This window comes from Sphingobacterium phlebotomi, assembly GCF_008180195.1.
GTDB classification, from domain to species: domain Bacteria; phylum Bacteroidota; class Bacteroidia; order Sphingobacteriales; family Sphingobacteriaceae; genus Sphingobacterium; species Sphingobacterium phlebotomi.
On record NZ_VTAV01000010.1, the window covers coordinates 101,924 to 127,647 of the forward strand.

22 protein-coding genes are annotated in these 25,724 nt (G+C 42.8%); 18 read left to right on the forward strand and 4 right to left on the reverse strand.

All coding sequences use genetic code 11. The features are described 5' to 3' along the window. The first annotated feature begins 2 nt into the window (after positions 1-2). The 4 genes from FXV77_RS14240 (at position 3) to argC (ending at position 4,752) form a co-directional block, all read left to right on the forward strand. Entirely contained in the window at positions 3-1,208 is a 1,206-nt protein-coding gene (locus FXV77_RS14240) for an FISUMP domain-containing protein (RefSeq protein WP_148919897.1), read from the forward strand. Positions 1,209-1,690: 482 nt separating this feature from the next. Next, a complete protein-coding gene (locus tag FXV77_RS14245) occupies positions 1,691-2,407 on the forward strand; it encodes a GNAT family N-acetyltransferase (RefSeq protein ID WP_148919952.1) in 717 nt (238 codons plus the stop codon). A gap of 141 nt (positions 2,408-2,548) precedes the next feature. Further along, complete coding sequence (gene argG / locus FXV77_RS14250) at positions 2,549-3,742, forward strand: argininosuccinate synthase (protein ID WP_148919898.1); 1,194 nt, start codon at positions 2,549-2,551, stop codon at positions 3,740-3,742. Next, positions 3,739-4,752 (forward strand): N-acetyl-gamma-glutamyl-phosphate reductase, encoded by a 1,014-nt coding sequence (argC, locus tag FXV77_RS14255; RefSeq protein ID WP_148919899.1) that lies wholly within the window; start codon positions 3,739-3,741, stop codon positions 4,750-4,752. The genes argG and argC overlap by 4 nt, the downstream gene beginning before the upstream one ends. A gap of 197 nt (positions 4,753-4,949) precedes the next feature. Here the strand turns inward: argC and FXV77_RS14260 are convergent, their stop codons facing one another. Then, positions 4,950-5,915, reverse strand: coding sequence for a GntR family transcriptional regulator (locus FXV77_RS14260; RefSeq protein ID WP_148919900.1), 966 nt, complete (start codon positions 5,913-5,915; stop codon positions 4,950-4,952). Between the two features lie 264 nt (positions 5,916-6,179). On the opposite strand from FXV77_RS14260, the gene FXV77_RS14265 reads away from it, so the two are divergent. Then, positions 6,180-6,755: an RNA polymerase sigma factor gene (locus FXV77_RS14265; protein ID WP_148919901.1), complete on the forward strand. Its 576-nt coding sequence runs from the start codon at positions 6,180-6,182 to the stop codon at positions 6,753-6,755. Next, positions 6,745-7,500, forward strand: coding sequence for a hypothetical protein (locus FXV77_RS14270; RefSeq protein ID WP_148919902.1), 756 nt, complete (start codon positions 6,745-6,747; stop codon positions 7,498-7,500). The genes FXV77_RS14265 and FXV77_RS14270 overlap by 11 nt, the downstream gene beginning before the upstream one ends. Here FXV77_RS14270 and FXV77_RS14275 read toward each other — a convergent pair. Next, on the reverse strand, positions 7,497-10,517 hold the full coding sequence (locus FXV77_RS14275) for a CHAT domain-containing protein (protein WP_187444138.1): 3,021 nt from the start codon (positions 10,515-10,517) through the stop codon (positions 7,497-7,499). The two genes, FXV77_RS14270 and FXV77_RS14275, sit on opposite strands and share 4 nt — an antisense overlap. 274 nt (positions 10,518-10,791) lie before the next feature. Between FXV77_RS14275 and FXV77_RS14280 the strand changes: the two genes are divergently transcribed. The 8 genes from FXV77_RS14280 (at position 10,792) to FXV77_RS14315 (ending at position 17,933) form a co-directional block, all read left to right on the forward strand. Beyond that, positions 10,792-12,174: an OmpA family protein gene (locus FXV77_RS14280; protein ID WP_148919904.1), complete on the forward strand. Its 1,383-nt coding sequence runs from the start codon at positions 10,792-10,794 to the stop codon at positions 12,172-12,174. Between the two features lie 6 nt (positions 12,175-12,180). After that, positions 12,181-12,636 (forward strand): lipocalin-like domain-containing protein, encoded by a 456-nt coding sequence (locus tag FXV77_RS14285; protein ID WP_148919905.1) that lies wholly within the window; start codon positions 12,181-12,183, stop codon positions 12,634-12,636. 1 nt (position 12,637) lies between these two features. Beyond that, a complete protein-coding gene (locus tag FXV77_RS14290; RefSeq protein WP_148919906.1) occupies positions 12,638-13,336 on the forward strand; it encodes a hypothetical protein in 699 nt (232 codons plus the stop codon). A 46-nt stretch (positions 13,337-13,382) separates the two neighbouring features. Beyond that, a complete protein-coding gene (locus FXV77_RS14295) occupies positions 13,383-14,159 on the forward strand; it encodes a hypothetical protein (RefSeq protein WP_148919907.1) in 777 nt (258 codons plus the stop codon). Positions 14,160-14,198: 39 nt separating this feature from the next. After that, positions 14,199-15,161: a hypothetical protein gene (locus FXV77_RS14300; RefSeq protein WP_148919908.1), complete on the forward strand. Its 963-nt coding sequence runs from the start codon at positions 14,199-14,201 to the stop codon at positions 15,159-15,161. A 127-nt stretch (positions 15,162-15,288) separates the two neighbouring features. Further along, positions 15,289-16,407: a DUF4252 domain-containing protein gene (locus FXV77_RS14305; protein WP_148919909.1), complete on the forward strand. Its 1,119-nt coding sequence runs from the start codon at positions 15,289-15,291 to the stop codon at positions 16,405-16,407. A gap of 5 nt (positions 16,408-16,412) precedes the next feature. Further along, positions 16,413-17,321, forward strand: a complete 909-nt coding sequence (locus tag FXV77_RS14310; RefSeq protein ID WP_148919910.1) for a collagen-like domain-containing protein — start codon at positions 16,413-16,415, stop codon at positions 17,319-17,321. A gap of 45 nt (positions 17,322-17,366) precedes the next feature. Further along, positions 17,367-17,933, forward strand: a complete 567-nt coding sequence (locus FXV77_RS14315; RefSeq protein WP_148919911.1) for a hypothetical protein — start codon at positions 17,367-17,369, stop codon at positions 17,931-17,933. A gap of 246 nt (positions 17,934-18,179) precedes the next feature. Here the strand turns inward: FXV77_RS14315 and FXV77_RS14320 are convergent, their stop codons facing one another. Continuing rightward, on the reverse strand, positions 18,180-18,674 hold the full coding sequence (locus FXV77_RS14320; protein WP_148919912.1) for a helix-turn-helix domain-containing protein: 495 nt from the start codon (positions 18,672-18,674) through the stop codon (positions 18,180-18,182). Between the two features lie 765 nt (positions 18,675-19,439). Here FXV77_RS14320 and FXV77_RS14325 point away from each other — a divergent pair. From FXV77_RS14325 to FXV77_RS14340, 4 genes are read left to right on the forward strand one after another with little or no spacing between them, the layout of a single operon-like run. Next, complete coding sequence (locus FXV77_RS14325) at positions 19,440-20,525, forward strand: TlpA family protein disulfide reductase (RefSeq protein ID WP_148919913.1); 1,086 nt, start codon at positions 19,440-19,442, stop codon at positions 20,523-20,525. Continuing rightward, positions 20,522-23,734: a SusC/RagA family TonB-linked outer membrane protein gene (locus tag FXV77_RS14330; RefSeq protein WP_148919914.1), complete on the forward strand. Its 3,213-nt coding sequence runs from the start codon at positions 20,522-20,524 to the stop codon at positions 23,732-23,734. Before FXV77_RS14325 ends, FXV77_RS14330 begins: the two co-directional genes overlap by 4 nt. 10 nt (positions 23,735-23,744) lie before the next feature. Next, complete coding sequence (locus FXV77_RS14335) at positions 23,745-24,764, forward strand: RagB/SusD family nutrient uptake outer membrane protein (protein WP_148919915.1); 1,020 nt, start codon at positions 23,745-23,747, stop codon at positions 24,762-24,764. Continuing rightward, the gene (locus tag FXV77_RS14340) at positions 24,761-25,123 is read left to right on the forward strand and encodes a RagB/SusD family nutrient uptake outer membrane protein (protein ID WP_187444139.1); all 363 of its coding nucleotides are present in this window, start codon (positions 24,761-24,763) and stop codon (positions 25,121-25,123) included. The genes FXV77_RS14335 and FXV77_RS14340 overlap by 4 nt, the downstream gene beginning before the upstream one ends. Positions 25,124-25,163: 40 nt before the next feature. Here the strand turns inward: FXV77_RS14340 and FXV77_RS14345 are convergent, their stop codons facing one another. Further along, on the reverse strand, positions 25,164-25,583 hold the full coding sequence (locus FXV77_RS14345; RefSeq protein WP_148919917.1) for a hypothetical protein: 420 nt from the start codon (positions 25,581-25,583) through the stop codon (positions 25,164-25,166). Positions 25,584-25,724: the final 141 nt, after the last annotated feature.

Sequence of the window (25,724 nt, forward strand, 5' to 3'; positions counted from 1 at the left end):
TAATGAATACGCGAAAAATATGTTTAGGATTTATGGGATTAACGGTGTTTTTTGTTATTCTCTCCTGTAAAAAAGACAAAGAGACAGACGTTATGCAACCCGATTTTATTCAAACGTCTCTTCCGGCGTCTATGTCCATCGATGGTGGAATAGAATTTGACCTTTATATTCCAGATAATGAGGAGGGGGTACGGTACGATTGGGTTTTACCTGATTTATTAACACTAACAGCTGGGGAAGGAACCAATCGTATAACGGTGGTTGGAGGTGAAGAAGGTGGTGTTGTCCAAGAGAAAAGCATTGGCGTTACGGCGGATCGTGTAGGGAACAGAAGTTATACACGCTGGCTGTATAAAGAAATAGCTGTCTTAACACCGCCGCCAACGTTGCCCAATTATCGGACAAAGCGTTATGGTGCTAAAACTTGGATGATAGAGAATCTAAATGAGGCGGGTGAAGATGGCAATCTTGGATGGACATATAATAATGACCCCGGGAAAGCAGACATATATGGTCGGTTGTATACTTGGCACGAAGCGATGACGGGTGTTTCGAATGCCACCGAAGGACAGAACCCGTATACTTGGGGCAGTAGCGGAACAGACGACGTTGGGAATTCCTATATTCTGGACGGCACTTACGTCAATTCGTACAATATACAGATACAGGGGGCGTGCCCCGAGGGTTGGCACATCCCGAATATGAATGATTGGTACGACCTGCTGGTAGCGATTAAACAGGAGTATGGTATACCTGGAAACAGCCTCGCGGATGTGGCGAATAGCAAGGACGGGTATATTATTGCCTGGGGTAGAGAAACGGGTGTAGTAAACGCTATGAACCTCACTAATTGGGGTGTTATTGGGCCATATCTAAAAGGAAGTAATCCGATGAGTGTAGGCGGTTTGTGGCAAGGAGGGACCACCTTTAACTATGGCGGTAATGCGGTGTTTCCAAGTGGTGCTTACCCGCTATATAAAGATAAAAGCAGTGAGCTAGAATTTAATATCTTGCCGAGCGGTAGAAGAACGGCAGCGTCTGTCTTCAACGATGAAGGCCTATACTCTTATCATTGGGTAGCTTATCGCGGTGCAGCTAGTCCTAACAACCCGCTAAGGTTGACAATTGGTTCGAGCAATGCCAATTTTTCCAATGGATTGGCTAATCCACTCGACGCACATTGCTTACGCTGTGTCGCCAATTACTAAGGATAACGAAAACCTGCCAAAAGATTGTCCTTTAATTTTTGGCAGGTTTTCGTTTAATATTCTTTCTCCGGGAATGATTCGTTCTAAACCTTTCGCATGATGCCGAGTCTAATTTAAGAAATTGGTGAAAATATTATGTTTCTAATAATTTTTTAATAAAAAAACTATACTGCTATTGCATAAAAGAAAAAAATAATTTTTTACTTTTGTATTGTTAAAAACGGATAAATGAATTTTATAAAGCTATATATGTTTGTTCCTGCACAGCTTCCGAAGAAGTTTGTAAGGGATATGTTGTATACTTTGAAAGGGTTCAATTGTCCTATATTACGACTCCGACGACCTATTCTGCCTCGAGCTTGATTGGGAGGCAGGACAACATCCATTATGAACAATCACTCGGCTCGGTGGTTTCTCAATCGTTAATTAATAGAGTTTTGTTGAGAACACGTTATGTGTAATTTATTAGGTCGACATCTTTGATGACACTTTCAGATTTTTTAGTTATTCCCGCCACTTCCGCGCATATAGAATATGCAGAAACGATTTGTAACGAAATGTTTGAGTCTGCGAAAGCTCGTGGAACAGGCATTGCTCGTCGTAAGCCGGAATACATCGTTCGCAAGATTGAGGAGGGAAAAGCGGTCATTGCCTTGCACAAGGATGGGCGCTGGGCGGGGTTTTGTTATATCGAAACCTGGGGTCACGGTGACTATGTCGCCAATTCCGGATTGATTGTAGCACCCGATTTTAGAAAAGTAGGATTGGCAAAAGCGATTAAGAAGCGTGTCTTTGATCTATCGCGCGAAAAATATCCCAAAGCGAAAATATTTGGTTTAACCACTGGCTTGGCCGTTATGAAAATAAATTCGGATCTGGGCTATGAACCGGTAACCTATGGTGAACTGACTCAAGATGAAGAATTTTGGAAAGGCTGTCAATCCTGTGTGAACTTTGATATTTTGGTCAGTAAGGAACGTAAGAATTGTATGTGTACCGCAATGCTTTGGGATCCTATTGAGAAGGAACGCGAACTCAAAGAGAAAATTCAACGTCGTGCTGAAGCGAAGGAACGTTTGGATCGTATTGTGAAGAAACAATCACTTTTGAAACGTATTGAAGCAAAATTGTGGAAATCGTCCAAGAAGATAGTTGCTGCGGTATTCCCTGTGGGTACTGGCCTCGCGAAAAATATATAATGACTATATTTGACCTCATTGCATGATGGGTAACAAGTAAAAACAATTTAATCCAATGAAACCATCATGATTTATTCAGACGACACGGGAGGCTGATAAATCTGATAGCTTCATCACCTTTTAAGAACAAATTATATATAGATGAAAAAAGTAGTATTAGCGTTTAGTGGCGGTTTAGACACCTCCTTCTGTTGTATTTATCTATCGAAAGACTTAGGGTTGGAAATACATTCGGTAGTAGTCAATACGGGAGGTTTCTCTGAAAATGAATTGAAAGCTATAGAGGAACGTGCCTACGCCTTGGGCGTGAAATCCCATAGCACGATTGATGAAACCGAAAACTACTATCGCGACACTATAAAATACCTCATTTTTGGGAATGTATTAAAAAATGCCACCTATCCACTTTCTGTATCGGCGGAGCGGGTCTGTCAAGCCACGGCAATTGCCAATTACGCCAAGAACATTGGTGCCGCATGTGTAGCACACGGTTCGACGGGGGCTGGAAACGACCAAGTTCGTTTCGATATGATTTTTAATACACTTATCCCAGGCGTAGAGATTATCACACCTATCCGTGATCTTAAGCTGTCCAGAGAAGAAGAAATAGCTTATCTGGCTAAACACGGTGTAGAAATCAATGCCGAAAAAGCAAAGTATTCTATCAATAAAGGATTATGGGGTACATCCGTCGGTGGAGCAGAAACCTTGACTTCGAATAAATACCTGCCAGAGACTGCGTGGCCTACCCCGGTGACGTCCTCCGAACCCCAAACGGTAACCATCGACTTTGTTAAAGGGGAGCCGATGGCATTGAATGGTGAACAAACAAGTGCGGTTAAGGTTATTCAACGGCTGCAAGACTTAGCGCAACCGTATGGTATCGGACGCGATATACACGTAGGGGACACCATTATCGGAATCAAGGGACGTGTCGGTTTTGAGGCCGCCGGACCGCTTATCCTTATTAAAGCCCACCATACACTGGAAAAACATACCTTAACGAAATGGCAGTTGTCTTGGAAAGATCAGATTTCTGCTTTTTATGGTAATTATATGCACGAAGGACAGATGCACGACCCCGTCATGCGGGATATCGAGGCGTTCCTCCGTTCCGCACAGGAAACAGTGACAGGACGCGTTATTATCGAATTACACCCCTATCGGTTTATCGTTGTTGGAATCGAATCCGAACATGATTTGATGTCAACTAAATTTGGTAGCTACGGCGAAATGAATGAAGGGTATACCGGGGATGATGTAAAAGGTTTTGCTAAGATATTCGGTAACCAAGCATTGATTTGGCATAAAGTTAATAGTGGAGGAGCGGAATGATACGAGTAGGTATAGTAGGTTCTGCAGGATATACAGGAGGTGAGCTCCTCCGTGTGTTGATTTATCACCCCCACGTAGAAATTGTTTTTGCTAATTCGGCTTCAAATGCCGGAAATAAAATCTATGCGGTTCACAATGATTTGTTTGGTGACACGGAATTGGAATTTTCTTCTGATTTCCATTCGGATATCGATGTGCTATTTCTATGTGTCGGACATGGCGATGCGCGAAAGTTTCTGGATGCAAATCCAGTGGACCCGAATGTCAAGATTATCGACTTGTCACAAGATTACCGACTGAAAGCGAATACCGCCTACCAAGGTGGACATTTTGTATACGGTCTTCCCGAGCTCAACAGGGAAGCGATTAAATCGGCACAATATATCGCCAATCCGGGATGCTTTGCTACCAATATGCAATTGGCATTGCTGCCTTTAGCCGCTAAAGGATTGTTGCCGGAGCAGATTCATATCAATGCCACAACAGGTTCTACCGGGGCAGGGCAAAAACCTTCCCCTACTTCGCATTTTTCTTGGCGTAGTGGAAATCTTTCTGCTTATAAATCGTTCGAGCATCAACATCTGCAAGAGGTCTCCGAATCGTTGAACCAACTTCAGCCGGATTTTCTGCCACAATCTGACCTATCCTTGCTTGAGCGGGCCATGCAGCGGATCAATATGATTCCGCAACGTGGGGCATTTCCCAGAGGGATTTTTTCAGCGATATACGTGACTTCGGAATTGACCGAAGAAGAGGCTTATACCCTTTATGAGGAATATTATGGAAACCATCCGTTTACTTGGGTGAGCAAGGCGAATATTGATTTGAAACAAGTCGTAAATACCAACAAGAGCATCATGCATCTGGAAAAACATGGCGATCAATTGCTGATGCTAAATGCAACAGACAACTTGTTGAAAGGTGCGTCGGGTCAAGCCGTCCAGAATATGAATCTGATGTTCGGTCTGGATGAAAGAGCGGGGCTTAATTTGAAACCAATAGGGTTTTAGTTTGGTTCTTTTTCCCGTAAAAAGAACCAAACCGAACGAAGTGAGCTCATGGATACCAAAATAAACACTTATCCATAAAACCTCGTCGCTGCAGATATTTGCGAGGAGTGGATAGTACTAAGGATGGGTTTCTACATACCTCAAATATCTGGATGCGACATCAAATGTTAAGGATAGGATAGTACAATTCGTAACCTTTACAGAGAGTTTCTAATAATAACCTTGGCCGGATCGCGTAGGGTAACCGGATTTTCATTTAAAATCGCGTTAGCGGCTTCTTGGCCCATTTTACGGAAATCCGTACTAATGACCGTGATGCCTTCTTCCAGCACTTCTTTGACTGCCGTATCGTTATAAGAAATCAATCCAACGTCTTGGCCGAGCTTCCAGCTCTTTTCCCGGCAGAGTTTGATAATATCCACATCATCCTGATCATATCGGCTAAAGGTAATATAAGCATCACCTTTCTTAAAAGAATCAGCTTCGACCTGATGAATGATTTTGTGATTTTTCTTATGCTCTTTGGAAAATGCCTCAAATCCCTCAATCAAATCTTTGGCATGAAAAGCCTCTAAAGGGGCAACCAGTATTAAACGTTTGTATTTTTCCAATTGGGGTAACAAAGTTGTCAAGGAATCTACGATGTCCGATTGGTGATCTTGATAAATACAGCTATAAGTGCCGTTAAGACTACTCTCTTTGTGGTCAATGACAATACGTTTATGCGGCGGTATGCTATTCAGTACGTGGGAAGGGTCTTCCTTAAAAAAAGTCACAACCACAAAATGTGTGTAACTGTTAAGATTCTCTTCAACAAGTTTCTCAAATACTTTGAAGTTATGGTGATGAAAATAAACATCTACCTCAGCTTGGTCATCTATGGTTTCCAAAAAAGCTTGGTATACCCGATCCCTTAGAACATTCATTTTGTCGAGTATCAAACATATGCGGTAACGCTGTTCAAGCTTTAGTCGTTTTACGTAATAGCCTTTTCGGTATTCAGACTCGATAATTCCTTTTTCGGAAAGATATTGTAAACCTTTCAACGCTGTTTCCTTGCTGATACGTAACGCTGCGGTCAATTGATTGAGCGAAGGTAGCCGGTCGTTAATGGCCAATTCGTTTTGCGCTATCTGTGCCATGATATAATCTACTAGCTGCATGTACTTTAGACGTTGCTGCAAATTTGGGCTGCGTGTTTGGGAATCTAACAATTCTTTCAATTTTAGTAATGGACTCTTTTATATAAGTACAAAACTAGTAGGTTTGGTCGGTTTTTACAAGAAAAAAGAGCAGACCAGACCAGTGAGCGGACGAATAAGAAACTCAAGTGCTTTATTTATGGATACGTTTTCAGCGGTGTGCTCATGTTATGAAAGTGTAACAAATACCAAACCCATTAACACAATTTGTTTACTTTTGTTTCGATGCCTACACTAATAGATAAAGAGGTTCTGCTATTATCACGGATCAGAAATGGTGATGACAGTGCTATAGATGAAATTTATAGGACGAGCAAAATCCAGTTTTTGACTTTTGCAAGAAAACTATTGAATGATGAAAATAGTTTAGAAGACATCTATCAGGATACGGTCATTGCATTTTATGAAAATGTGCGCACCGGAAAAATAACAGCACTAAAAAGTAGTATAACGACTTATATCATCGGGATCGGTAAACATATACTTTATCGTCATCTAAAAAAAGCGAAAACGATGAGCAATCTGGATGAAATTGACGAGTTCGATTTAGGTGCCGTTACCAATACCTACATCGAACAAATAGCGGACAAGGAAACTACGATTATACTGCAACAGGCGATAGAGAAACTGGGAGAACCATGTGCCTCATTGTTACGGTTGTTTTATTACGAAGAGAAAGAAAATACAGAAATAGCGACTTTATTGGGATATGCGAACGCTGATGTAATCAAAAGCCAAAAATACAGATGTATGCAGACGTTGAAAGCTATAATGAAAAAAGTAGACAAGAATGACAGATAAATATCAAGACTTGATAGACGATTATCTAAGAGATAGGCTCAGCGAAGAACAGCGCAGGGAGGTAGAACGATTGGCCGAAGCGGATGAAGATTTTCGTGCTGAACTTGATTTTCATAGACAGACCAAATCTGCCTTTGCAAAACAAAAACACGATCAGTTGAAAAAACGGCTTCAATCACTATCCAGTGAGACACCAAAACCGTTAATTGCCGAACATTCCACAAATAGATTTGGAAGGTTATTTTGGTTAGTGGCTGCAACTGTATTACTGATTTGCAGTATCGGGTTTTATATGTGGTCTATGCGGCAAAGTGCCAAAAACCCAGCAGATTTGTACATGGCCTATTTTGAGCCTTATCCAAATGTCGTATTGCCTATCACACGTGATGAAGTCCAGTTGGACGATCGTGCATTGGCCTATTCCTATTATGAACAGGCAGACTATGCCAAAGCCTACGAACTGTTCGGAAGCCTGTCGGAAGACGTCCATGCAGATGATCCCGAAGTCTTGTTCTATAAAGGCATATCAGCTTTACAGCTCGATCTGAACGGTGAGGCAACTAGATTATTGAATACATACCAAAGTGACGGTACAGCAAAGCTTGGGCGTCAAGCAAAATGGTACGAAGCGTTGGCCCACCTTAAGCAAGGAGATAAAAAAGAAGCTCAAAAGCTATTGCAATCTTTGGCAGATCATCAAGGGTACAAACAGCAAGAAGCGACAAGTTTATTAAAGGAATATTAATTCGTCAAAATTTTATTTGTTCTTGCTTGTTTTCTTAGCCTTATTCCGAAGACGATCAGCAACAGGAGAACAGTTCCCACAGCGACGACCCAATACCAAAGGCTACTTTGCGAATGAATAGGCTCGATGTCACCGGATACCACCAGCCCGGCCCAATAAAAAGGGTGTTGCAATTCGCTTTCGTGCGCTACACGTTTGAGGTAATTGGTCTTTGCTGTCGCCAATGCCGTGTGCTTATGTTTTCTGTCTATCAATTGCCGATAATAATCCACCATGATACCACTGGTACTGGCATCCGGCAGTGACCAAAGCCCCATCACTAAACTCGGAACACCTGCATAAGTAAATGCCGTAGCCAAACTCTGTACACCCTCACCTTTTTGAAAAGTGCCGTATCCCGTATTACAGGCGCTTAGTACAGCCATATTGGCCTGCAACTTCATGCCGTACAATTCATAAGCATACAGTTTGCTACCATCGCCGAAATGAAAATTCGAGTGTTCGCTATCATCCTCTTGTACATCGGCGTGCATCGCTAAGTGGAGCAACGAATAATGGGGTGCTTCTTTCAAAAAATCCTGTTTACCGAAATGGTTTTGCTGATAGACGTAGCCGTCAAGCATCTTAGCGATCGTTTCGGCTTCGTTCGTTGCTCCACTTAGCCTTAATGGTGTTGCAGAACGTTCATCACCCGCTACTCCTGCATACGTTGGGGCGAATGCTACAAACGACCTCGTTCGGTTGTGCCGAAGCCCACGTTGCGCCAGCCAAAGAGAAGGACTGGTGGCGTAGCTGATCGTATGGTCGTGAAGCAGGAAACCCGAGGGGGCTGCCGTGTCGGTCAGTGCTTCAAAAGGAAACTGATGCAGCATGCCATCCGGTACGATGATCAGATTGCGGTGCAACCCATTCAACACATCCGATCCCAATAAACTTGCGTGAAGTTTCGTAGCCGTAGCGTAGTAGTCAGGGCTACGCGCACGCAATTGCGCCGTTGCTTCCCGAACAAGCGGTTCCAAAACATCCGTTTTGCCCAGCGAAAAGAGCTTTAAAGACGAACGATCAATACGAATGACATAAGCCCCCGAATCTGTCAGCATATAGCGCAACATAGACACGTGCTTCGGAAGTTCTTTCTGAAGGGTGCGGGTCGTCACCATTCCTTGGCTCAATAGCATATAGCGGTCGTTCAATGCCAGGATTTGTTCCTCTAAACTGGCCAACGCCACCTCACAAGTGTGTATTTTCGCCCGCCATTGGTTGGCTCGTTTGCCTTGCAAACTATCCTTTTCCACATTGGCCAACTGTTGCTTATAGAAAACGATGAGCTGGCGTTGTTCTTCTTCTGCATCACGTAGCGAATCCGGCACGGTTGCACTATTGGATGGAGCGTGTTTGATGAATTTTTTCCAGCGGTGTTGGCTCCGGTTGTTTTCCAATTTTTCAAACAATACGGCCAAAGAAGACGTGTCCTCTTGTTGCATCAATGTTTGGCATTCCAACAGGCCGAAATGAATAGCGGTCTGCATATCCGCCAAAACATCGGTATAAGGCCCACCAAGATAATAGATGTTCAGCATATCCAGTGCCAACGTAAAGAGGTGGTTGGCATTTTGGAGGTCATCGGTAAGGTTTGCGTTGCGGTATAGCCGTAGCAAGTGGTGTCCGTTCGCACTTAGGCTGGCAATATAATTCCGGTTCACTCTTCCCGAAAAAGAAGAAGAAGTAAGCTGTGTGAAGTCGTTGGTCAATTCATCGTTTCCGATCAACGAAGCCAATGTTTTACGTACATGATAGCGTACGCTGTCCGGCTGATGCCGTTTTTCCGCCAGTTCAGCCGAAAGGGTATGAAATGACGGGAGGTTTGCACGGTTCTTATTTTTGCTAAAGGCTTCCTGCAATTGCTTTCCCGCTTCATCCAGTTGACCGGTAGCCATCAATGACTTTGCGAGTTTGGCATGGCTATGTTCCAATGCACCACCATAGCCGTATTGCCCCATTTGGGAAAGACCTGATCGGAATGACCGAATAGCTTCCACGTGGTTGCCCATATCGGCATTGACCTCTCCGAGTACCGAATACGCATTGTTCCAATATTCCAATACCTCATCGTTCGGTTTTTTTGGAAGATTGCGGATAAACCGGCTTGTCGAATCCAGATAGTTCTGAATACCTTGTACATCTTTTTTAAGCAAATGATAATCGAGGCACGACTTCCAATAGGATAAAAGTAACGCCGGATTTTCATAATCATTTTTGTTCTGGATCAGGCGATTTTGACTTCCCCATCCCTTACTTTTGCTATCGACTACCTCTCTGATTTTGGCCAAAAGCCCTTCCATAGCCACGACGTCTCCATATTGCTTTTGCCAACGTAAAAGACTACCGTAAATCATCATCAGATAGCTGTTGTCGGCCAATTCGATACTGCTCCATATTTCTGATGCTTTCAAATAATATTCATATTGTTTGTTGCTCATGCCTACCAGTCCGTAATTAAAAGCGATATTGTTATAACCCAATGCTACATCATGATCCATCGGGCCGTTATACTTGATATATCCGTCTATAGACTGTTGATAGTATTCGATAGCTTCGGGATAGTTACCGATTTTGTTGTTGATGAAAGCCACATCGTGAATAGCGGATAGGTAAGCCAATGGAGGATCCTCATTCAGCGATGCACGCAACTTTGCACATTCGTGCGCTAAGGGCAAGGCTTCGTCCCACCGGTTGTTGTAGCCGAGGAAATGGTAATAGGTATTAAAGAATGTGGATTGCTCACTGGTATCAAGCCTTGAATAGAGCAACAGCGGATGGGCTTTTTCAAAGTAGGGAATACCCTCTTTTTCATAATTATGGCTTACGCCTTTGGCGTAAAGTGTCTTGAACAGAAGCCAGTTTTTGACGGAATCCGTCTCGTTTTTAGCGAGGCGGTATGCTTTTTCCCAATGTTGGAACGATTCGGTAAAGCGCCTTTCTTTTTGTAAGGAATCAGCTATATCGACCAATTTCATCCAAGAAGATTCTTCCCGTCCGGAAGTCGATGAAAGGTAGAGTAAACTGCATATTAGCAAGGAATATAGTAGTTTGTTGGATAGTAGCATAGACCAAATATACAACTTATAGTCAATTTCTCGCTACATAGCAATAGAAGAAAGCACTGAATAAGTGACTGTTATACTATTTATTTTCAGGAAAAATACTTTTTCTGTTTACCTCGCCCCAACGAGATGTCACTAACCTATTAACAACAAATTCAAAAAGTGAAAACAGTAAAAATTTAAAGCTATGAAAACTAGAGTGTTATTATTATCGGTTTTCCTGTTTAGCATATTCTCGGCAGAAGCCCAGATATGGAAGAATATGGGTAAGAAAATCGAAAAGAAAATCGAGGAGAAAGCTAGTCGTCGGGTCGAGCGACAGATTGATAAAGCCATCGACAAGGGACTGGACAAAATAGAAGAAGCCCCTAAAGAAGCAGGCAGATCAAGCAAGAAATCCAAAGGAAAAAGCGGCACGCAGACGGGAAATGATGCTTACGAGGAGAATACGATGAGTGAATTTGACATGGATCAAGAAAGTGGAGGTTCTAACGCCGGCCTGCAACGGTACAGCAAATTTACGTTCGTGCCGGGCGAGGAAATCATCGCCTTTGATGATTTTTCGCAAGATGCCGTAGGCGATTTACCTGCCTCATGGGTCAGCACGGGTACATCCGAAGTTGTCAATTTTGACCACGTAGAAGGCAATTGGGTCTGGTTCAACAAGACCAAAGGAAACTTTGTGCCCGAATACCTGCGAGACTTTCCGGAAAATTTCACCTTGGAATTTGACCTGATGTATGATTTTGAATTTGGTAAATACAGCCATGCCAGACTGTTTTCATTGGTGTTTTCGGATATTTCCAATCCCGAGGCGAAATTGGATTGGGATGGTGGGCCGACATACTTTTATCTGCAAAAACTTGCACCCAATTACCTGTCTATTTACTTCACTGGAAATTCTTCAGATGGCGGGCCATATATTACCGGTAAGAAAGCAGTTTCTGCCAACAAGGATTTGAACTTTAGCACGGATTATCTTGCCAAAGAATTTATTAATGCCAGCGGGGCAAACTCCCCTATCCATATTTCCATATCCCGAACAGGAAGAAGGATGCAGGTTTTTGCGAATGAGGAGAAAGTACTGGATATGACCAATGCCTTTGAAAAAGAGGTGAAGCTAACAAGCGCTCGTTTCTTTGTGAACAACCATACGGAGCAAGACAATTACTATATCAGCAATATCCGCTATGCCGTAGGCAAGCCCGACACCCGCAATAAGCTGTTGTCGTCCGGTACATTTACCACCTCAGCCATCACGTTCACTAGCGGTTCGGCGCAGATCAAGCCCGAGTCCTATGGTATCTTAAAAGAAATAGCCGATGCGCTCAAATCCGAAACCGGCAAATCTGTAATGATCATTGGGCATACCGATAGCGATGGTAGCGATGCGCTCAATCAGCAATTGTCCGAAAAACGTGCCGATGCGGTGCGCCAGGCTTTGGAGCAGGAATTTGGCGTGAGTAATGCGATGACCACCGAGGGCAAGGGAGAAAGTGCGCCCGTAGCGGACAATAGCACACCGTCCGGCAAAGCACAGAACAGAAGAGTAGAATTTATACTAAACTAAGAAACCATGAGAACTATCACTATATTATTGCTGCTCGTATGGCAGGTATTTGGCACTGTGGGATGCAGAAAAGACAACAACGAACCCGAAGATAAAGAAAAAACACAGGAAGAACTGATTATCGGCAAATGGCAACTTGTTCGAAGCTATGATCTCAATGGAGTAGATGTTGCAGATGATTGCGACAAAAAGAATCAATTGCAATTTTTTGCGGACAAAACCATGCACTGGTTTCAGTATCAGCACCATGCCGGAGATTGTGCCGAGTATTTTTACCATTTAAGAAATGATGTCACCTACAAGATAGAAGGCAAAAACCTTTCCTTTCATTGGGTGGTCAAACCGGAGGAGGGCACCGGAGGTGGAGACCTTACCGGAATGACCTTTGAGGTTAACGAAACAGAATTGACGATCCGTGTCACCCCTACACATAAAGGTACTATCTATCAACGAATAAACTGAGATGGGAACTGTTTTCATACGTTTGTTGTTTGTCTCCATCGGATTGTTGGGCATTGGAGGAAGTCAGTATGCGCAGACTTCTCCTGCCTTTCCGGCAAGGGGCGTACACAACCATTATTTTCCAGAGGCGTTTATTTATCAGTACACCGACTTACAGGGCGAATACCAATTCGTGTGGCTGTGCTACAACCCTGATACCCGTGAGATACTTTACATCCCTAATGACGATATGTTGAAGGCCGTAATTTCGTTTCCGAATGGTGATTATTTCGGTTACCTCATTGATGAGAATGGTAGAAAGCAGACTATTCGCCAGCACGTGCCCGAAGTAACAACGGAAGGCACAGAAGCCGACACCAGTTTTCACCGCTTGAATGCCCGAGCGCAGGACACGATTGTCCGGCATCGGGAGTTTCAGCACGATGAGCGGATTGTTTCCTCGGCCATCGACGTCAGCTACCTCAAGTCCGGCGAAAAAGAAACGGTCTACGTGACCGAAGATTTTGAGATCAATGCGTACCAGATATACGGGTTCAATCGCTTGGAAGGCGATATGCGTCTGCCCTTTGTATTGGACTATATCGGCATCCTAACAGAAAAACAGCTTGCAACCGATGTGAGAAACAATCCCTATCAAACCGCAAAATTTAACGGACATACGGCTACGGTGTATCACTTTGATACTGCGGGGTATCCTTAATAGATTATATAATAATAGAACATTCATTATACAAAAGAAATACGAGATGAAAACAACAACACATGTATTCGTAGCCGTGATGGCATTGACTACGCTTTTTTCCTGCGGACAAGGTCGGACCAGCGAACAGTCCACTGTCGGCAAAGAGATCGGCCGGTTGGAAAACGAGCTAAAAAACATCGATCCCGAAGCCAAAGGAGGCAATAGCTGCCTGTCGGGTTATGCTGAAAAATACGATGAACTACTGACCAAGGATATGGTAGCAGAGGCATCGGGCACTGCAGCTGATAAAATGACTTTTGGTCATCAGAAAATCCATACGGAGAGCAAGTATCATGATGTCACCTACAGTTGGAAAGGCTCATTAAAGAAGGATGTAGGCGGGATGACTTTTCCGATGGACGATAATGTGAAACTGACAGGCATAGAGGCAATCTCGCTCAATCAGTTTCAGATGTCTTACAGAGCAGTCTCCAAAGATGAAGCAACCCAAATCAAGAAAGATATGGACGAGGCACTGGATGGAAATGCCGAAAACGGTGTCGTCAACCAAGCCGTCAAAAAACTGGATGAAATGGGTTTTAGCAAAGAAGAGCAGCAAAAAATGGTAAAAGATCTTACCGAAAGTGCGCGGAAACTGACCGAAGGCTTTGCCAAAGTGGACAATCTCGGCGATGTCGCTGTATGGAATGCCAAAACCAATTCGATGTATGTGTTTAAAGACGGAACCAAGTTTGAACTTGTGGTCGAATTGAGCGATAGCGGACGTAATCTGGGCACCGCCACGAAATTAGCCCAACAGATTTTAGCAAAATGTAAGTAGACAATCTTGATTTAATTTACCCTTATAAACAAATTTGAAATGAAACCAACGATAAAATATTTCGCCAGTATAATACTATTAGTCGCTTTTACTTTTGGCAACAACGCCCATGCGCAACGTACAGCCGGAGTAGATAAAAACTATCGATTTTCTGGAGGGATATACAACCCCATTACGAATACCCTTAACAAAACACCAAATAGGGATTACGACATTACGATAACACCAAATGGCAACACCGTACAGGGTATTCTTAACATCAAAAGTGCTAACCAACGAGCGACTTTTACCGGTACCTTAAAAGATGGGATAATACACGGAACATTGAACTGGGTGAGTGCGCCCGAAAACCAAAAGGTGAACAAATATTTCTCTCTGTATAAAGAAACAAGGCTTGAATATCCGACACTCGCTGTCTACAAGAATAATGATTACATGACCAATAGCAGGACGAGGGCTTCTTTTTCCTACAATATCATAAAACAAGCAGGGACATCCAGCGGTGTTGCCCATATCAACAGTAATGAAAAGGATAAGGCGAAAAAAGCCGCAAAGAAAATGGCTGGTTTTTACCAAATCAAAGATTTGATGGATATAAATGGCACAAAGCACGATGTCTATGTAGAAATAAAGGACTATCCAAATCGGAATGATCCCAGAAAATCGGAAATAACTGCCTTTATCGTGGGCAATCGTTATGGACTGGGAACTGGGGGGAAGCTTTTTTCAGGGACAGTAGATCAAGATAATATTTCTCTTGTTATCGATGTGATTTATGAGCAAGCCAATAAAAAAACAAACTTGGCTAAAGGTCGTATTGTATGGGTTAGTAACAGAATGCTTCTTAATGCTCCAAAATTTAATTACCCGATGGAGAAAGTAACCAAAGCGGTAGCCGAGCGCGAGGGCAATATCGTAACGGTGGGCGAACGACAAGAAATGAAGCAAGCCGTTCCGGCCAAAAAGGGAAGACGTATAACACCTATATCCAAACGAAATTAACTTTTTCTGTTTACCTCGGGCAACTTTGAGGGCACTAACTTATATAAAACATTTATAAACACTTGTCCTAGAATTTAAGCACACATAGTACTGGTTTATTAGTACAAGGATTACACACAAACGGAATATGATGAATAAAAAAGCAATTCTCCTTTCTGTCATAGTGCTCACCTGCACTTGTGGTTTTGCACAGAGTGAGCGGAACCAACCGGCAAGGGCGAACCCCAGGGTTATAGAAATAGATAACAAAATAAGTCTAGCGTCCTCATCCGGACAAGGTAAGGAACTCCCCGCCAATAGTGTGTTCAAGTTCGATTACCGTTTTTTTGTGTCGGTTCAGCACGAAGGTGAAGTTATCACAGGGCATTTTGACCTCGATAGTCGCTCCGGCACTATCCGTAGTACCCGGGACGATATGCCCGGAGGGACATACATCGTACGTACACCTGCCAACAAACTCTATACCTATGCCGAAGCAGATGGTCAAAAGATAGTCATGGAGATGAACCACGGCGACAATACTTTTGATATTTGGTTCAGTAATCAGGCCAACAGTAGCGCAATCAACTTCAATGCCGGCAGGCACTCGGGTATGTACCTCAAAAAAATATCCGGCGGACAATATTCCATTAGTGAGCAAACCATACCAACAGAAGAGGGTTTTGCAGTGCTCTATACCACTCCGCTGGACTTTGCAGTCCATACAGGAGGTTCTTTTGACCCCATGAGCGGATTGGGTGTGATGTACGACTTTAAAGCAAAAAAACATTACCTCGTCGCCAAAATAGAGAGTTCCGAAATGACTTCCATCATTGGTTCTATGCGAAAAATGAACACGATTTTAGATGGTAGCACCTATTTCAAAATGTCTGGAATGATGTCTTTTTCGGAAGCGGATATGCCGGCCGAAATGAAAAAAGATGTAGACACTTACCAAAAGAACAACAATATGGAAGATCTGCTGGGAGTCGCAAATATATACGGCGGTGGTGATATACAAATGCAGATAGACGAAGCGAACAATAAGCTCAAAGAACTGGATGAATATCTTGGTAAATCTGTAACACCAAAAAAGAAAAACCAGTTAATGGAAGAAAGAAGAAAGGTTGCTAAAGCAAAAGAAATACTCACTCGTCATTTAACTGAAATAAAAGAGAAAACACCGGCATACTGGCAGTCAAACATGAATAGGTTTATGGAACTGAAAAGTCGACAAGCACAGGAGCTGGTGGATATAAAACAATAACAACCATGAAAAAAATCTTATCAATTGTCTTGCTCGCCATCTTTATTAGCTGTGGCAAGGATGGCAGTATGGGGCCGCAAGGCGAACAAGGGATACAAGGTATTCGAGGTGAAAAGGGCGAAGATGGATCTACTATCTACAGCGGTGCGGTCATTCCACCAGCCGACTTAGGCAATATGGGCGATTTTTACTTCCGTACAGGCACATCCGATTTTTATGGCCCGAAAACATCATCCGGCTGGGGGGCACCGACTAACTTAAAGGGAGCCACAGGCGCTACGGGATCTGCCGGAACCGCCGGATCGAAGATATTGAGCGGAACTACCGTGCCTGCCGCTGGTATTGGAGTCAATGGCGACTTCTATTTCCGTACCACGACTGCTGATTTTTATGGGCCAAAGGTGTCTTCGGGCTGGGGAACACCGATTAATCTAAGAGGGCCGCAGGGGCCTACCGGGCCGGCTGGCAATGCTAACGTCAAACTTTTTACATTTGCAGGCTTTTATGGGCCATACCCCGGAAATTACGTAACCAAAACGTTTCCGCTAAATGGCGCTGATTTTGATCAAAGCATACTATATGCTTATGTAGGAATGTCTCCTGCTTTGTATCCACTACCAGGATCAGTGGGTTTGGGACATTCTTATAGAATTGTTTATCAAAGGGCAGCTACTAATACTTCTATTAGGATAATCAAGGAGGATGGTGCCGGACGACAATTTTTTGAAGTATTGCGTATTTATGTTGTAAGAGCCAATTCTACTATACATCTTTCGAGTACTAGCCGGGGCATAACTGCTCCCGATGGTAAAATCTATGTCGATGAAACATTGCGTAGCATGAGTGAGAGAGATTTTCGTAGTGCATTAGGCATTACTGGAAACTGGATTGAACGATCGGCACAAGGACGGTGACCACAAGGTAAAACACGGGAGAGAAATTACGTATTATGCAGAAAAATGCGATTTGTAACCAATGCAAGATCGTTGTATGTCGGTTTTATGTCAAATGGGAAATATAACGCGACGAAGAAAACAGATGATAAATATACACGCCGATCTTTTGTGATGGAATACGATAAAACCCGCCATATGCTGGGAGTCGACTCACAAAAGTTTGTTGAAGTTAGTTTGATCGATTTTGAGCAATTAATGCGGTTATTCTTGGATGATTTTGTGATTCCACGAGAATCTTTGGGAACACTATTGGATACGTTGCCATATCAAGGTGGTTTCAAGAATGTGAAAATTTCTTTGGGAGACATGGACACTAATCTACAGGATAAGATAAAAGCAACGAAGGGAAAATACGCTTATCCAGATTATTATTTCCGGGGAAAAATTAATAAGAATGGACATGTTTATGATATTAGAAAAGAAAACCTTGATAGAGAGGGGAATAGCGACAGCAAACTGATCGAAGGAATGGTGCTCAAATATTTGGCTGGACAACAATTCTTGATAGGGAAATTTCATCATTTACCGGTCAATTACGAATTGACTATCCGAGCGACTTTTGTAGACTAATTACGCATCTCTGTTTCTGATTTATTCAGAGTATGCTGTACATGTGTAAAGTGTTGGTGAGTTCAGTTGGAACATAAAACTCCTGGATAAAAGCAATCTCAAAAAAGTTTGACTCTCTCAAATAGCCGTATGCTAATAAACTAGTCAGCGCCATCAGCAATATAAGTAAATATTTCTTACCTCTCATGATTAGCTTTTAAATCCGTCATTTTCCTTCATGGTTCGTCTTGTCAACGATGATCTGAATCACTTCCTACTGTATACATTCGTATTCTTTTTAGTTGGATGAGGATCAACTTGAACATTCGGATGTTTTTTCAACTCATTTTGTAAAGACGTCCCTAGTATCTTCCAGCCCAAATCAGCGAAATAAGCAACTATTTCATTAATTTCTCTAGGCGATTTAAAAAAATCACTATTTATCAATCCTTTGTCTATAGCATCCAATATTTTAGGTCTCTTCATAAAATATTCTCTCTTTTCCAGATCTTTTTTGTGCACAAGAAACAATTGAGATTGGAGATCGGATGGGATTTTAAATTTTGACGAACTAACCTGCTCAACAGTAAATTTTGTAAAACCGATAAGACGCTCCATTGTTCCTATTTTCAAACCTGTGTGCCCTTGTTCAACATTTACTATTGTTGCTTGCGATACTCTGGTGAGTTCTGAAAATCGCTTAACTGAGAGGTTTAGGCTTTTTCTTATTGCCCTTAAATTCTTTCCAAAAAATGATTTCATGTGACAAATACACAAAACGAAATCATTTATGATTGACTAAAATTTTGTATATTTAAAAATAATTTACATCTTTGTTTTGAAATATAATTTAATGATAATTTAGAATATAAGATATATAAAGTAGATATAGGTAAAATAGACTATAAACGAACCTCGTAACGAAACCTGGCAGTTTTAGCAACGCGAGAGTGAGTAATGCGTCAATTTATCCTATCTTTGGAAATATTGATTTCTGAGGTAGGATTGGCGCTTGCTTTATCCACTGTGTTGCGTATCGAAATCGACCTCAGACGAGAGTAGGGGTTCTGCCAGGGCCTTCGTTACAGAAAGATGAGCAGGGAGTCAATCCATCTTTAATCTTTAGGGTTCGTTGAAATATAACGAACTATGGAGAATTTGATTAAAGAAGAAAAGCACGAAATAACATTACGAAATTGTAATGCTTTTCGTGCTTTTCTCATTTACAGGCAACTCTACAAGAACCTAATTTCTCCGCCCGATTAATTCGGCGGTAGAATAGCCATTTTGGCTTTCCTAAAGGATGCGATTATACTAACCGTTAAATGACCAATTCGTAACAGCGTTTTCGTCGCATTCCATTCCAAAACAATTTTACTAACTGTGTGGCCTAAGCTCGGTTTAGACACGATGGAGAAATAGCAAAGAATCACATCAGCCAGTCGCAATAGGTCACACCCTAAAACCTTAAAAACCGAGTGAAACGAGCTCTTCATTCCATTAAGGTTTAATTAAAACCATGAAAAAATGAACAATTTTTACAAGGGTGGGAGAGGACTGGCCTTTAGCCAACGCGAAGGAGAAGCCAGTTTCCGAAAAGAAAAACCACCGAGATTATCAAAAGTCTTAATCAACCAAGTAGAAGAGGAAGGGACAGAAGGGAGTCCGAACAGCACCCGAAGAAACAGGTGGGTTTTTCACCGTTTTTTTGACGTGTTTAAAGCGAGGATCAAGTATAGATGCAGTAAGGATGTAGTACCTTTTACGCAACGTTTGCGTAAAATAGCTGAGGTACCGTTAATGTACCGGGAGTGTACTGTTAGTGTACGGGGAGTGTACCGAAAAGGTACTGGAGATCTACTAAGAAGCTACTGGAGACCTACTAAAGATCCACTAAACGCATGTAGCTCTGGCGTAGATCAGCGGTACAGTAATCGTAGGAGGATAGTAGGGGTAGAGGCAATGACGAGCAAATCAATGCCTTTTGCGTTGGCATTGATTTGTTTTTCAAGGAGATTATTTTCTTTAACGGCATTGAAGAACATAAGAATCCTTTGTTTGGGATTCTTATGTTTCATGTTGTTTAATCTATCAGACGCCTGGGCGCAGTCCGCGGAATCGCGGACTGCCGAAGGGCAAACCGAAATCCAGCCTTTACAGATCGGACGTAGAGTTCCAGAAGATTTCTGGACAAAAGAACACCTTTTCTTTATTAACGGAGATACCATTCGAAAAACGCTGGAAGAACACCGCGGGAAAATGCTCGTACTGGATTTCTGGTTTTCAGGTTGTTCACCCTGTCTGATCCATCAAAAAGAGATAAGAGAATTTGTTTCGGAATATCCGGATGATCTCGCCGTGGTTATGGTCAATAGTATAAAGACAAAGGAAGATTATGACACCATAAAAAAGAGATACCAAAATGGTCGTTTCAAGCAATTCGGTGTTGATGAAGTGGAGTCGATAATAGAAGACGAATATCTTTCTGCACTTTTTCCATCAACATCTTATCCGCACTATATCTGGATTAACCACCTTGGACTGCTGCAGTTAAGGACTTATAGAAACCTATTGGACAAAAATTACGTAGCACCTTTTATCGAAAAACCATGAAGCTGAAGATAATATTTGGATTCTTGCTGTTTTTCTCGGTAGCCGATGTAATAGCACAAAGGTATTTGAAAGGGATCGTGACCGATATTGAGCACGAGCCGATCGAAGGCGTTCGGATAACTGTTGGAGGGCCTGAGGGCGAAGTAGTGATGTCGGATAAAGACGGCCGTTTTAATATTACGGTCGCTGATAAAGAAATGGAGGTGCACTTTTTTCATGTGGGGTATGCGGACAAGATGGAATCGATCGCTTCTCACCCTTTTAATGAAGATTTGCACGTGATGCTACTGACAAAAAATCAGGAAATCGAAGAAGTGGAAGTCGTGAGTACAGGTTATCAACAAATCCCTAAGGAACGGGTCACGGGTAGTTTCGAAGGCATAAGTAATGCAGATCTGACTAAACGTGTGTCTGCAAATATACTCGACAAATTAGAAGGACAAGTGCCGGGTCTGCAGTATGATAGAAGACGAACCGGTTCACTTGATATCAATGTCCGAGGTATCAATACAATGTCCGAAGGGTTGATGGGGCCGCTGATTGTCGTTGATAACTTCCCGTTTGAGGGAAACTTACAGGACATAAACCCAAACGATGTTGCCTCAGTCACTATTTTAAAAGATGCGGCAGCAGCTTCTATCTGGGGTGCACGCGCAGGTAACGGTGTTATCGTTATTAATCTAAAAAAGCCGATGGAAGGTAGATTTAACATTGACTTTTCCGCTAATTACACGGTTGTGGAGAAAGCTAGGTTAAAGGATGTCCCGCGGATCAGTTCTTCTGATTTTATCGATGTAGAGCGGATGCTATTTGAAAATGGGTATTTTGACGCCGCTTACAATAGTCCCTATGCAAAGCTTACTGTTTTCTCGCCTGTGATCGATATGTTGTTTGCGAATCGGAATGAAGCCTTATCCGATGTTGCCCTCGAGGAGAATATCGCAAGACTTAGGAATATAGATGTTCGGGATCAGTTGCAGAAGTACCTTTATAGAAACGAAACACTGCAACAGTATGCCCTGGCGGTCTCTGGCGGGAATAATATCAATGCTTATCGAATGTCTGTATCTTATAACGGGACGGAAGGGACAAAAATCGGGGACAGCGATCAGAACCTGTCTATAAACCTCCAAAATGAGTTGAAAATCAGCAATAAATTCGATCTGTCCGCTCGGCTAATGTTTTTGCAACATATAGGTAAGAGCGACGCAAATCCGATGGATTATAATTTCTCGCCCGGAGGTGGCCGGGGCCCTTTATATCCTTACGCTGAACTGAAGAACGAAAACGGTGAAAATCTCGTTGTGCCCTATGTATACAATCACCAATATATTGAAACGCTTGCTGGTGGGGAGTTACTGGATTGGCGGTTCGTTCCTTTAGATGAAGTTAGCCTTAATACAATAAATGCCAGCCGACAACATATCGATGCGCAGATCAACCTCAATTATGCACTGACACCATGGTTAAAAATAGATGGTTTATATAATTATCAGGGATCTCGCGCCGAAGATCAATTTCTACGTCAGCAAGAGTCTTTTTATGCCAGAGACTTGATAAACAGATTTACGCAGATCAATGAGGAGGGTGTTCAGCACATTGTGCCTTTAGGTGCAATTAATCAAATGGGAAATCAAAGAATGCAGGGTCAAAAGATCAGAGGGACTTTGCGTCTGAACAAAGATTTTCTGAACGGGGAGCATAGCATTAATATGGTGACAGGAGCGGAGCTTTCCGCTATGACACTTAATACAGCAGATTACACTGTTTTCGGTTATGACCCGTTATTAATGACGAATCAGCAGGTTGACTTACGGAATATCTACCCTACATTTGATGGCCTTGCCGGTAACGCTAGAATTCCGACGACGGAAGGCTTTCTCGAAACCACGCGCAGATACGTTTCGCTGTTCGCTAATGCAGCATATACATGGCGACAGAAATATACTGCTTCATTCTCAGCTAGAAGAGACGCTTCCAATTTGTTCGGTGTCAACATTAATGATAAGTGGAACCCACTTTGGTCGGCAGGCCTTGCGTGGTCCTTGGATAGGGAGGACTTTCTAAAGGAGGTTTCATGGGTCGATGGTCTAAGAATGAGAGCAACTTATGGCCATAGTGGAAATTCTGGTGGGGTAGCGACGAGTTTGCCGACTATCAGCTACGTATCCGGGTCAAGCGCCAATCTCACCTCATTCCCTCGCGCGATGGTCAGCTCGCTCCCCAACCCATATCTTAAGTGGGAAGATGTACGCATGATAAATCTTGCGTTATCTTTCGATATTTTTAAGCGTGCCCTTAGCGGATCTGTCGAATACTTTAACAAGAAATCGACCGACCTTCTGTCGCAGGATAATATTGATCCTACTGCTGGTTTATCAAGTGTACGTAGGAATGTTGGCGTGTTAAGAGGTAGTGGGTGGGATCTAAAACTGGCCGGTCGTGCCTCGATCGGTAATGTCCAATCGTCAACAACGGTATTTTTATCGATGGTGAAGGATGTTGTGAAGGAATACAGAGGTAATATCTCTAACGTAGGTACGTACGTAGCTAATGCTGGGGGTAGTTTGCGTCCGTTGCCTGACAGACAGTTGTATCCAGTTTTCGCGTTACGTTTTGAAGGACTTGATGGCGAAAACGGAGACCCACAAGGCTGGCGAAACGGTGAAGTGTCGAAAGAATACCAACAATTGCTTAGAGATTCTTTGCAGCATGCCGTTTACTATGGAACGGGGCTGCCACCTCGTCACGGATCGTTGAAACAATCTATATCATGGAAAGATTTGAGTTTATCGTTCTTGATAAGCTATAAGTTCGGCCATTATTTCCAAAAGCCTACGGTGCGATACCACGCGTTGTTCAACTCGTGGCTGGGACACAGTGATTTTGCTCATAGGTGGCAAAAGCCGGGGGACGAAAACTTCACAACAGTGCCATCCATGTCTTACCCCGCCAATAACATAAGGGATGACTTTTATGCCTACTCTGAAGCTAATATTGAAAAGGGGGATCTTATCAGGTTGCAGGATGTAAACCTTAGCTATAGATTCATGCGCTCTATCGGTGGCAAAAAATATACGTTTAATGTTTTTGGTGCAGTCAATAATGTAGCATTGCTTTGGACCGCCAGTGAATCGGGGTTGGATCCTGACTATTTTAACATTCCGCCCTCTCGCCGATATAGTATGGGTATTAGTTGTAAATTTTAAAAAGGTAATTATGAAGTTTATATGTTTTTTCCGTTGTTCACGGGTCTTATTATGGATTGTTTGTACCAGTGTATTTTTTTCGTGTACTGAGTTTTTGGAAAAGAAAGCGAGTAGTGCATTTGCTTTGCCTGAAACGTTAAAGGATCTTAGGGCAATGCTGGATAACGAAGCACAGATAAATATGTTCGCTCCATCCTTACTAGAAATGGGGACGGATGATATCTACGTGCGGCCTGAGGTATTAAAAGCGAGGCCACAGGCAGAACAACTTATATATTCATGGCAACAGAGTATATTAAGAAGCGAAATAGCAAGTTGGAATCTACCTTACAGGGTTATTATGATGAGCAATGTTATTTTTGAAGCTCTGGACCGAGGTGTGGAAGGTAGGGATGCCGAGAAAAACATTATCCGGGGCGAGGCTCTTTTTGTTAGGGCTTACGCGTATTTGGCATTAGCTCAGCTATATTGTAATACGTATGATGAAACAACAAGCTCGCATGATTTGGGTTTGCCTTTACGGGTCGTTTCGGATTTTAACACGATATATGCAAGATCGTCGGTGCAGGAAACATACGATCTGATAGTCAGCGATTTTAAAACAGCGACGGAAGCGCTACCCGAAAGCGTTGCCTTGCCAACACGTCCGTCGAAAGCAGCGGCATATGGTGCCCTGGCACGGACCTACCTCATTATGGGGCGCTACGATGATGCTAAGAATGCGGCAGAAAGTGCCTTAGCTATTAAGAACGACCTGTTGGATTATAATGATTTGGACGCTTCCAGTAATTTTCCGTTTGGTGTATTTCATGATGAAGTTATCTACAATGCTTATACAACCCAAGGTTTACTATTGGTCGCGTCCCGTGCGCTTATCCCGGATGATTTATACGCTTCTTACGATGAAAAGACCGTAGAAAGCAATTGTTTTTTAATAAATCAGCGAATGGCGACGTTGTTTTTAAAGGAAATTACGGCGGAAGGGTTGCTTCCTATTTTTCAGGTATCTGCACGGATGAACTATACTTGATAAGTGCAGAATGCGAAGCAAGGGTAGGAGACGTAGATAAGGCATCGTTGGCGCTTAATACACTACTTGAAAAACGATGGCAGCGAAATGAATATGTCCCTATCCTACAAAATGACCGTAATACTTTATTAGAGATTGTACTGCTCGAAAGGAGAAAACAGTTGTTGAAGAGAGGACTTCGTTGGAGTGATCTTAGGCGCTTGAACAAAGATTCGCGATTTGCAAAGGTTTTAACGAGGGAAATAGAGTTTGATGGAAATATAGAAACATATGAACTGCGACCCAATGATGTCCAGTATACATATCCTATACCTTTGGCGGTAATTGAGCAGCAAGCGTACGAACAAAACCCAATTTAAAAGGAGCTGGCAAACGGCCAGCTCCTTCTGATTGACAGCACTATAGCGATCTAAACGCTTGCACGGTTTCATTCAAAGTTGGCTCACGATCCTCGTTATTTAATGAGTCGTGTGCATCTTGAATCTGAGATAAAACGGTTTGTCCAGATGTGCCTGGGACAGGGGCAGCCATATCAGGTTTGCCTCCACTTGCGGGAGCTGAAATCTCACATATCTGTTCCGGAAGCTGATCGCAAGGTGTTGAAGGTGGCGTTGAGGTGTAGTTGTCTGGATCGGTAGGGTCATTACTTACCGAACCGTTGAAATACCAGGCTGAGAAGACGAGCGTTGCTGCAGGTTCAACCGCTTCTTCCGTATTTCCCTTATTCTTACCTTTTTTCTTGTCCATCACGCTCGCATTGGCACTCATCCCGATTGCCAAGAAAGCTAAGATTAGAGTGAAGAGTGACGGGGTCTTCACTATTTGTTTTGTACTCATATCAACGGTGATATCTTGTTTTTACTTGCATATCTTTATTTATCCTCGCGAAGCGCTTACGAGTACTTTTTATTTTCTGGGGCCGGCCAGTCAGCGTCTGCTAAGGGCATGGCCCTGATCGTG

Coding starts and splice junctions, on each gene's coding strand:
- FXV77_RS14240 (WP_148919897.1), top strand. CDS start 3: ATGAATACGCGAAAAATATGTTTAGGATTTATGGGATTAACGGTGTTT.
- FXV77_RS14275 (WP_187444138.1), bottom strand. CDS start 10,517: ATGAAATTGGTCGATATAGCTGATTCCTTACAAAAAGAAAGGCGCTTT.
- FXV77_RS14270 (WP_148919902.1), top strand. CDS start 6,745: ATGACAGATAAATATCAAGACTTGATAGACGATTATCTAAGAGATAGG.
- FXV77_RS14290 (WP_148919906.1), top strand. CDS start 12,638: ATGGGAACTGTTTTCATACGTTTGTTGTTTGTCTCCATCGGATTGTTG.
- FXV77_RS14325 (WP_148919913.1), top strand. CDS start 19,440: ATGAACAATTTTTACAAGGGTGGGAGAGGACTGGCCTTTAGCCAACGC.
- FXV77_RS14305 (WP_148919909.1), top strand. CDS start 15,289: ATGATGAATAAAAAAGCAATTCTCCTTTCTGTCATAGTGCTCACCTGC.
- FXV77_RS14245 (WP_148919952.1), top strand. CDS start 1,691: ATGACACTTTCAGATTTTTTAGTTATTCCCGCCACTTCCGCGCATATA.
- FXV77_RS14285 (WP_148919905.1), top strand. CDS start 12,181: ATGAGAACTATCACTATATTATTGCTGCTCGTATGGCAGGTATTTGGC.
- FXV77_RS14295 (WP_148919907.1), top strand. CDS start 13,383: ATGAAAACAACAACACATGTATTCGTAGCCGTGATGGCATTGACTACG.
- FXV77_RS14265 (WP_148919901.1), top strand. CDS start 6,180: ATGCCTACACTAATAGATAAAGAGGTTCTGCTATTATCACGGATCAGA.
- argG (WP_148919898.1), top strand. CDS start 2,549: ATGAAAAAAGTAGTATTAGCGTTTAGTGGCGGTTTAGACACCTCCTTC.
- FXV77_RS14280 (WP_148919904.1), top strand. CDS start 10,792: ATGAAAACTAGAGTGTTATTATTATCGGTTTTCCTGTTTAGCATATTC.
- FXV77_RS14260 (WP_148919900.1), bottom strand. CDS start 5,915: ATGCAGCTAGTAGATTATATCATGGCACAGATAGCGCAAAACGAATTG.
- FXV77_RS14315 (WP_148919911.1), top strand. CDS start 17,367: ATGCGATTTGTAACCAATGCAAGATCGTTGTATGTCGGTTTTATGTCA.
- FXV77_RS14330 (WP_148919914.1), top strand. CDS start 20,522: ATGAAGCTGAAGATAATATTTGGATTCTTGCTGTTTTTCTCGGTAGCC.
- FXV77_RS14320 (WP_148919912.1), bottom strand. CDS start 18,674: ATGAAATCATTTTTTGGAAAGAATTTAAGGGCAATAAGAAAAAGCCTA.
- argC (WP_148919899.1), top strand. CDS start 3,739: ATGATACGAGTAGGTATAGTAGGTTCTGCAGGATATACAGGAGGTGAG.
- FXV77_RS14335 (WP_148919915.1), top strand. CDS start 23,745: ATGAAGTTTATATGTTTTTTCCGTTGTTCACGGGTCTTATTATGGATT.
- FXV77_RS14300 (WP_148919908.1), top strand. CDS start 14,199: ATGAAACCAACGATAAAATATTTCGCCAGTATAATACTATTAGTCGCT.
- FXV77_RS14310 (WP_148919910.1), top strand. CDS start 16,413: ATGAAAAAAATCTTATCAATTGTCTTGCTCGCCATCTTTATTAGCTGT.